This is a genomic window from Protofrankia sp. CiP1_Cm_nod4 (assembly GCF_982290645.1).
Map to the genome: position 1 here is coordinate 1,921 of NZ_CEVIVC010000162.1, position 5,159 is coordinate 7,079.

Annotated in this window: 4 protein-coding genes and 1 pseudogene; 3 read left to right on the forward strand and 2 right to left on the reverse strand. The window is 71.5% G+C overall.

The genetic code is table 11. The features are described from left to right. The first annotated feature begins 257 nt into the window (after positions 1-257). Positions 258-1,181, forward strand: a complete 924-nt coding sequence (locus tag AC5LSR_RS21035; protein WP_493468880.1) for a TerB family tellurite resistance protein — start codon at positions 258-260, stop codon at positions 1,179-1,181. Positions 1,182-1,505: 324 nt separating this feature from the next. Continuing rightward, positions 1,506-2,114: an NUDIX domain-containing protein gene (locus AC5LSR_RS21040; RefSeq protein ID WP_493468881.1), complete on the forward strand. Its 609-nt coding sequence runs from the start codon at positions 1,506-1,508 to the stop codon at positions 2,112-2,114. 260 nt (positions 2,115-2,374) lie between these two features. On the opposite strand, the gene AC5LSR_RS21045 is transcribed toward AC5LSR_RS21040, so the two are convergent. Continuing rightward, a complete protein-coding gene (locus AC5LSR_RS21045; RefSeq protein ID WP_250287188.1) occupies positions 2,375-2,869 on the reverse strand; it encodes a glutathione peroxidase in 495 nt (164 codons plus the stop codon). A gap of 416 nt (positions 2,870-3,285) precedes the next feature. On the opposite strand from AC5LSR_RS21045, the gene AC5LSR_RS21050 reads away from it, so the two are divergent. Next, a complete protein-coding gene (locus AC5LSR_RS21050) occupies positions 3,286-4,287 on the forward strand; it encodes a lysylphosphatidylglycerol synthase transmembrane domain-containing protein (protein ID WP_250287190.1) in 1,002 nt (333 codons plus the stop codon). A 207-nt stretch (positions 4,288-4,494) separates the two neighbouring features. Here AC5LSR_RS21050 and AC5LSR_RS21055 read toward each other — a convergent pair. Beyond that, positions 4,495-4,887: pseudogene (locus tag AC5LSR_RS21055) on the reverse strand (Fur family transcriptional regulator); the annotation flags it as partial. Positions 4,888-5,159: the final 272 nt, after the last annotated feature.

Sequence of the window (5,159 nt, forward strand, 5' to 3'; positions counted from 1 at the left end):
GTTGAATTCATCGTCAATATGATCTAGATCATGCATCACCGCAGGTCAGGGTGTTGCTACGGAGTTTGGTTGAAAATTTTCAAGTAACCGGTCGCAACAACACAAACCTCTTTCGGTTACAACCCTTGCGCTGCCGCATTCATCGGCGGTCTACTGCCGATGGGCAACCACCCTGGGCAGGTGGATGATGGCATCGGGTCAGCGGCAACTCCTCAGTAATGCCGCTGGCAGCGGGAAAGCGTCATCAGGGGGTCGACATGCCCGTTCCCACGGATGTCCGGCTGAACGTCCGGATCCTGCTCGACACCGGCGGCTACCTGGTCGCGCACTATCAGTCCGACGTGTCCGCCTACCTCCTGCCCGGCGGTGACGTCGAGCCCGCCGAAGGGATCGCCTCGGCGGCGGCCCGCTACGTCCACGCCCTGACCGGCTCGCCGGCCGTCCCGACCGAGTTCGTCGGCTGTGTCGAGCACCACGGGCCGGACGCGAAGCACACGGTCACCGCGCTGTTCGCCGCCGACCTGCCCGCCGACGCCGCCGCCCCGGCCACCCACGCGGGCGCCGCGCTCGTCCCGCTGGCCCTGGAGGACTTCGACGAACGGTCGCTGACACCCGCCGCCGTCTCGGTCGCGGTGGACCGCTGGCTGGAGGACCGCTGGCCGGTGTGGCAGGGGCTGCCGGTACACGAGCCCGACGCGTGGTGGAACCATCTCAGCCAGTCCGTGCACGTGCTGCGGGCCCAGCTGCACGCCCGGCGGCACGAGCTCGACGACGCCGCGTTCCGGGACGCCGCGGTCGCCATCTGCGCGCTCGTCGCCGCCGCCGACGGCACGATCGACGCGCGGGAGCGGGACGCCATGGCGCACATCGTCGCCACCGACCCTACGCTCAGCGCCTTCCCGCCCAAGGAACTCGTCCACCTGTTCGACACCCATGTGGACGCGCTGCGCGCGGACGCCGCCGCCGGCCGGACCGCGGCGCTGCGCGAGATCGCCAAGGTGCGGGGCAGCCGGTCGCGGGCGAGGTCGGTCGTGCAGTTCGGCGCGGTGATCGGGCGCTCGGACGGCACGTTCGACCCCGCCGAGCGGGCCGTCGTCCAGGAGGCGATGGACGTCCTCGGGCTCGACCCGTCCTCGCTGGCGGTGCAGCGGGTCCAACGGGTCAGGAGCACCCGCGGATAGGTCGCCTGGCCACCGCCGCGGGAGCCGGCGGCCAGGCCGAGGCCGGGGCCCGACAACAGGGCCGCGGGGCCACGCCGGGCGCCGTCCGGTGCCTCGCCCGGCACCGCCAGCCGCCGCCGGCACACCGACAGCCTGCCGGGAACCGGCCGCCGGCACCCCGCGGGACGCCGGGAAGACGTCGTCCCCACCGTCGGCATCACCGAAGCAGCAACGCCACCCCAACCACCAGCCACCCAACCAGCCACCCAGCAGCTCGAAGCGCTCGGAGCAGCCGAACCAGCCGAACGTGGTCGATCCAGCCCACCTTCACCCGTGAGGGAAGCCATGCTCGAGAAGAACGACACGACAGTCCCGCCGGCGGCCCGGCCGCTACCGCATCCCGGCAGGGACGCCGCCCGGGCCGCCGGCTCGACACTCGCCGGCCGGGGACGCCCCGCCGCCGCGGGCGGCCCGTACGGCCTGGGCGCCCCCGGCCGCGACGCCATCCCGGTGCTGAGCGCCCGCATGCTCTTCGTCTCCGGCGAGCGGGTGCTCATCGCCAACCGGCGCGGGCACTCCTGGTTCTCCCTGCCGGGCGGGAACGTGGAGCCCGGCGAGAGCGTGGAGGGTGCGCTGCGCCGCACGATCCGGGGGGAGGCCGGGCTCGCGACCCACGCGCTGGACTTCGTCGGATGCGTGGAGCACACGTTCACCGAGGCCGGTCAGAGCTGGCATGAGATCAACGTCGTGTTCGCCGCGGCGCTGCCCGCCTTCGCGCAGATCGTCAGCCGGGGCGAGTCGATCGACATCAGTTCCGCCTCGGTGTCCACGCTCCACACGTTGGAGTTCCGGCCGGTGTACCTGCGGACGGCCATCCTGCACTGGCTGCGCACCCACCGGCCGTCCTGGTACAGCCCGGACGGGCTCCCCCGGACGACCGCCGGGCAGAGCTGAGAGACCAGGCTGAGAGGCCGGGCCGAAGAAGCCGCGACCGCCCCGCGGCCAGAACCGGACCACGACCAGGGCAAGACAGGCAGGGCAGGACGGGCAGGACGGGCAGGAGCAGACGGGACAGAGCAGGGCAGGACAGGACAGACGGGTAGAGCGGACGGGACAGACCGGGACGAAGCGGAGCCGGAGCCAGCGCTCAGGACGGATCCACAACCGGGACCGGGGGCCGAGGCCAGGGGCAGGGGCCAGGGCCGAGAGGTGCGTCAGGCGGGCAGGACCGCCTCGATCGCCTCGCGCAGCGCCGGGTCGTGCGGGTCCGTGCGCGGGCCGAAGCGGGCGGCGACCTTGCCGTCCGACGCGACCACGAACTTCTCGAAGTTCCAGGTGATGTCGCCGCTCCGGCCCTCCGCGTCGGCGGCCTGGGTCAGCTCGGCGTACACCGGGTCACGGCCTTCACCGTTGACCTCGATCTTCGCGCTCAGCGGGAACGTCACCCCGTAGGTCGTCGAGCAGAAGGCCGCGATCTCCTCCGCGGTCCCCGGCTCCTGCCTGCCGAACTGGTTGCTCGGAAAACCGATCACGGTGAATCCGCGGCCGGCGAGCTCCTCGTGCAGTTTCTCCAGGCCGGCGTACTGCGGGGTGAGGCCGCAGCGGCTTGCCACGTTGACGACGAGCGCGGCACGTCCGTCCGTCAACGCGCCAAAGGTCGTCTTCTCGCCAGCGAGAGTCGTTACCGGTAGGTCACGCAGATCTGTCACGGTCCTGCCTTTCCTCGGATGCTGAAGGTTTCGCTGGTTCCTGTGATCCCGGTCACCCGACGGCGGATTACCGGTGCACGCCATTTTCGGACGACATGACGCGCCTCTGCGTGCAAGCCGGCCGCCGCCGGTTCTGTTCCGTACCCGCATGAAACGGCCACCTGGCCGGTTGCTGCCATCCTCCGTCCGACGGGCAGGTGGCAGAAGATCCCATCACAGGATGTACGTTGTTCAGCATCCGTTATGAATTCCGATCTACTGTTGGCGCCATGACGCCCAGCCGGGCAGCTACCGCGACGGCAGCCCCCGCAAGGGCGACGGTCGACGGCAGCGCCGTCGTCACCGCACAGCCGGTCGCCATCACGCTACGGCAGGTTACACCTTCACCGCTGTCAGGCCTGTCCGGCGAGCAGGCGGTGAGTTCGCTCACACTGCCCGGAGCGCTGCGCCCTCGCCTGCGGGTGGGCTGGCTGCGTCATCCCTGGACGCTGGTCGCGTTCGCCGTCACCGTCCCGATGATCGTCATGCTGGCCATGAGGTTCCGGACGGAGGTCGGTGCGAGGCTGTCCAGCGTCCCCGTGCCGACCTGGCCGTGGCTGGTGGCGTGCGGGCTCGCCTCGTCCTGCTTCTTCCTGGCCAACGGCCTGGCCCTGCGGTCGGCCAGCGGGCTGCCGCTGCGGCTGCGCACGGCGGTGGCGGTGCAGCTGGCCGCGGCGGCGGCCAACCGGGTGCTGCCGGCGGGCCTGGGCGCGATCGCCGTGAACGCCCGCTACCTGGAACGCCAGAAGCTGGCCTGCTCGGCCTGCCTGAGCGCGGTGGCCGCCATCAAGATCGCGTTTGCCCTGGCCCATGTGGGCGGGATCGCGCTCACCGCCGCGCTGGTCGGCGGTTCGGGCACGCAGGACACGCTGAGCGCGCCCATCAGGTCGGTCACGGCGAACGTCGGCTCCGGGCCCGCCCTCGGCGGTGTCGCGCTGTGCCTGGTCGGGTGCGTCGCGGCCGGCACCCGCCCGCGCGTCCGCGGCCGGCTCGGGCCGGCCCTGCGCAGCGCGGGCCGGCATCTGACGCTGCTCGCGCGCTCCCCACGGCGCACCGCCGTGCTGCTGCTGTCGGCCGCGGCCACCAAGGTGACCCAGATCGTGGCGCTGGCCACCTGCGTCTGGGCGTTCGGCGGCTCCATATCACTACTATCGGTAGCGACCATCTACCTGGTAGGCGCGGTGGTGGCCGGGGCGGTACCCACCGCGGGCAACATCGGCGCGCTCGAGCCCGCCCTCGCCATCGGCCTCACCGCCGCCGGCGGCGACGCCGTGTCCATGTTCGCGGCCGTCCTGGTGTACCGGCTGATCAGCTACTGGCTCCCAGTCCTCCCCGGCATCGCCGCCCTGACCGTCCTGCGCCGCCGCGGCATCCTGTAGGCCTCCGGCCGCGGCAGGTGGGCGCTCGCCGACGGTGGCCCTGGCCTGGCAGTCGGCGCAGATCCCCCAGAAGGTCACCTCGGCCTCGTCGATGACGAAACCGTGGTCGTCCGACGGCGACAGGCACGGCCGGGCGCCGATCACGCAGTCGACGTCGTAGACGGCCGTGCACTCCCGGCAGACGAGGTGGTGGTGGTTGTCACCGACCCGCAGCTCGAACCGGGCCGGGTGGCCCGCCGGTTCGAACCGGCGCACCAGCCCGGCGGCGGCGAGCACGTCCAGGTTGTCATACACGGCCTGTAGCGACAGCGAGCCGAGCCGGGCACGCGCATCCTGAGCGATCGTCTCCACGCTCAGGTGTGCTCCCTCGGCCAGGGACGCGAGCACCGCCAGCCGGGGCGCGGTCACCCGTAACCCGGCCGACCGCAGCTGCCCGGCGGCGTCCTCACTGTTCACACCGGCCAGCTTTCGCCGCCGTCTGGAACAAGTCAAGTCTACGAATGAGTCAAAGCCAGGTCCGCGAGCTGGACGGGCATTCCGCCGCGCACCGGCCACCGGCTGGCCACGAGCGGCGGAAATCCCGGGCGACGTGGGCGGCACGCCATCCTTATATGGGCCCCGCGAACATGGACGTTACACCGTGAACAAAGCGGCGGACGGCGGCTCACCGAAAGCGCGGACGGCTGGGAACCCCCGGCCGGCAGGCATCACGGCAACGACGGGAACCATGGGAAATCAGGCGGGCCGGCAACCCGTACAGCGCGGAATAACACGCTCGGCACGGGCGGGCCCGAAACACGGGAGCTCGTACGGGATGATCAGCACGGAGAACCGGCCTGAAACCGCCGGCACGAAACCGCCGGCACGAAACC

Bases quoted from the DNA above. Each gene is read 5' to 3' on its own strand.
- AC5LSR_RS21035 (WP_493468880.1), top strand. From the start codon at position 258: ATGCCCGTTCCCACGGATGTCCGGCTGAACGTCCGGATCCTGCTCGAC.
- AC5LSR_RS21040 (WP_493468881.1), top strand. From the start codon at position 1,506: ATGCTCGAGAAGAACGACACGACAGTCCCGCCGGCGGCCCGGCCGCTA.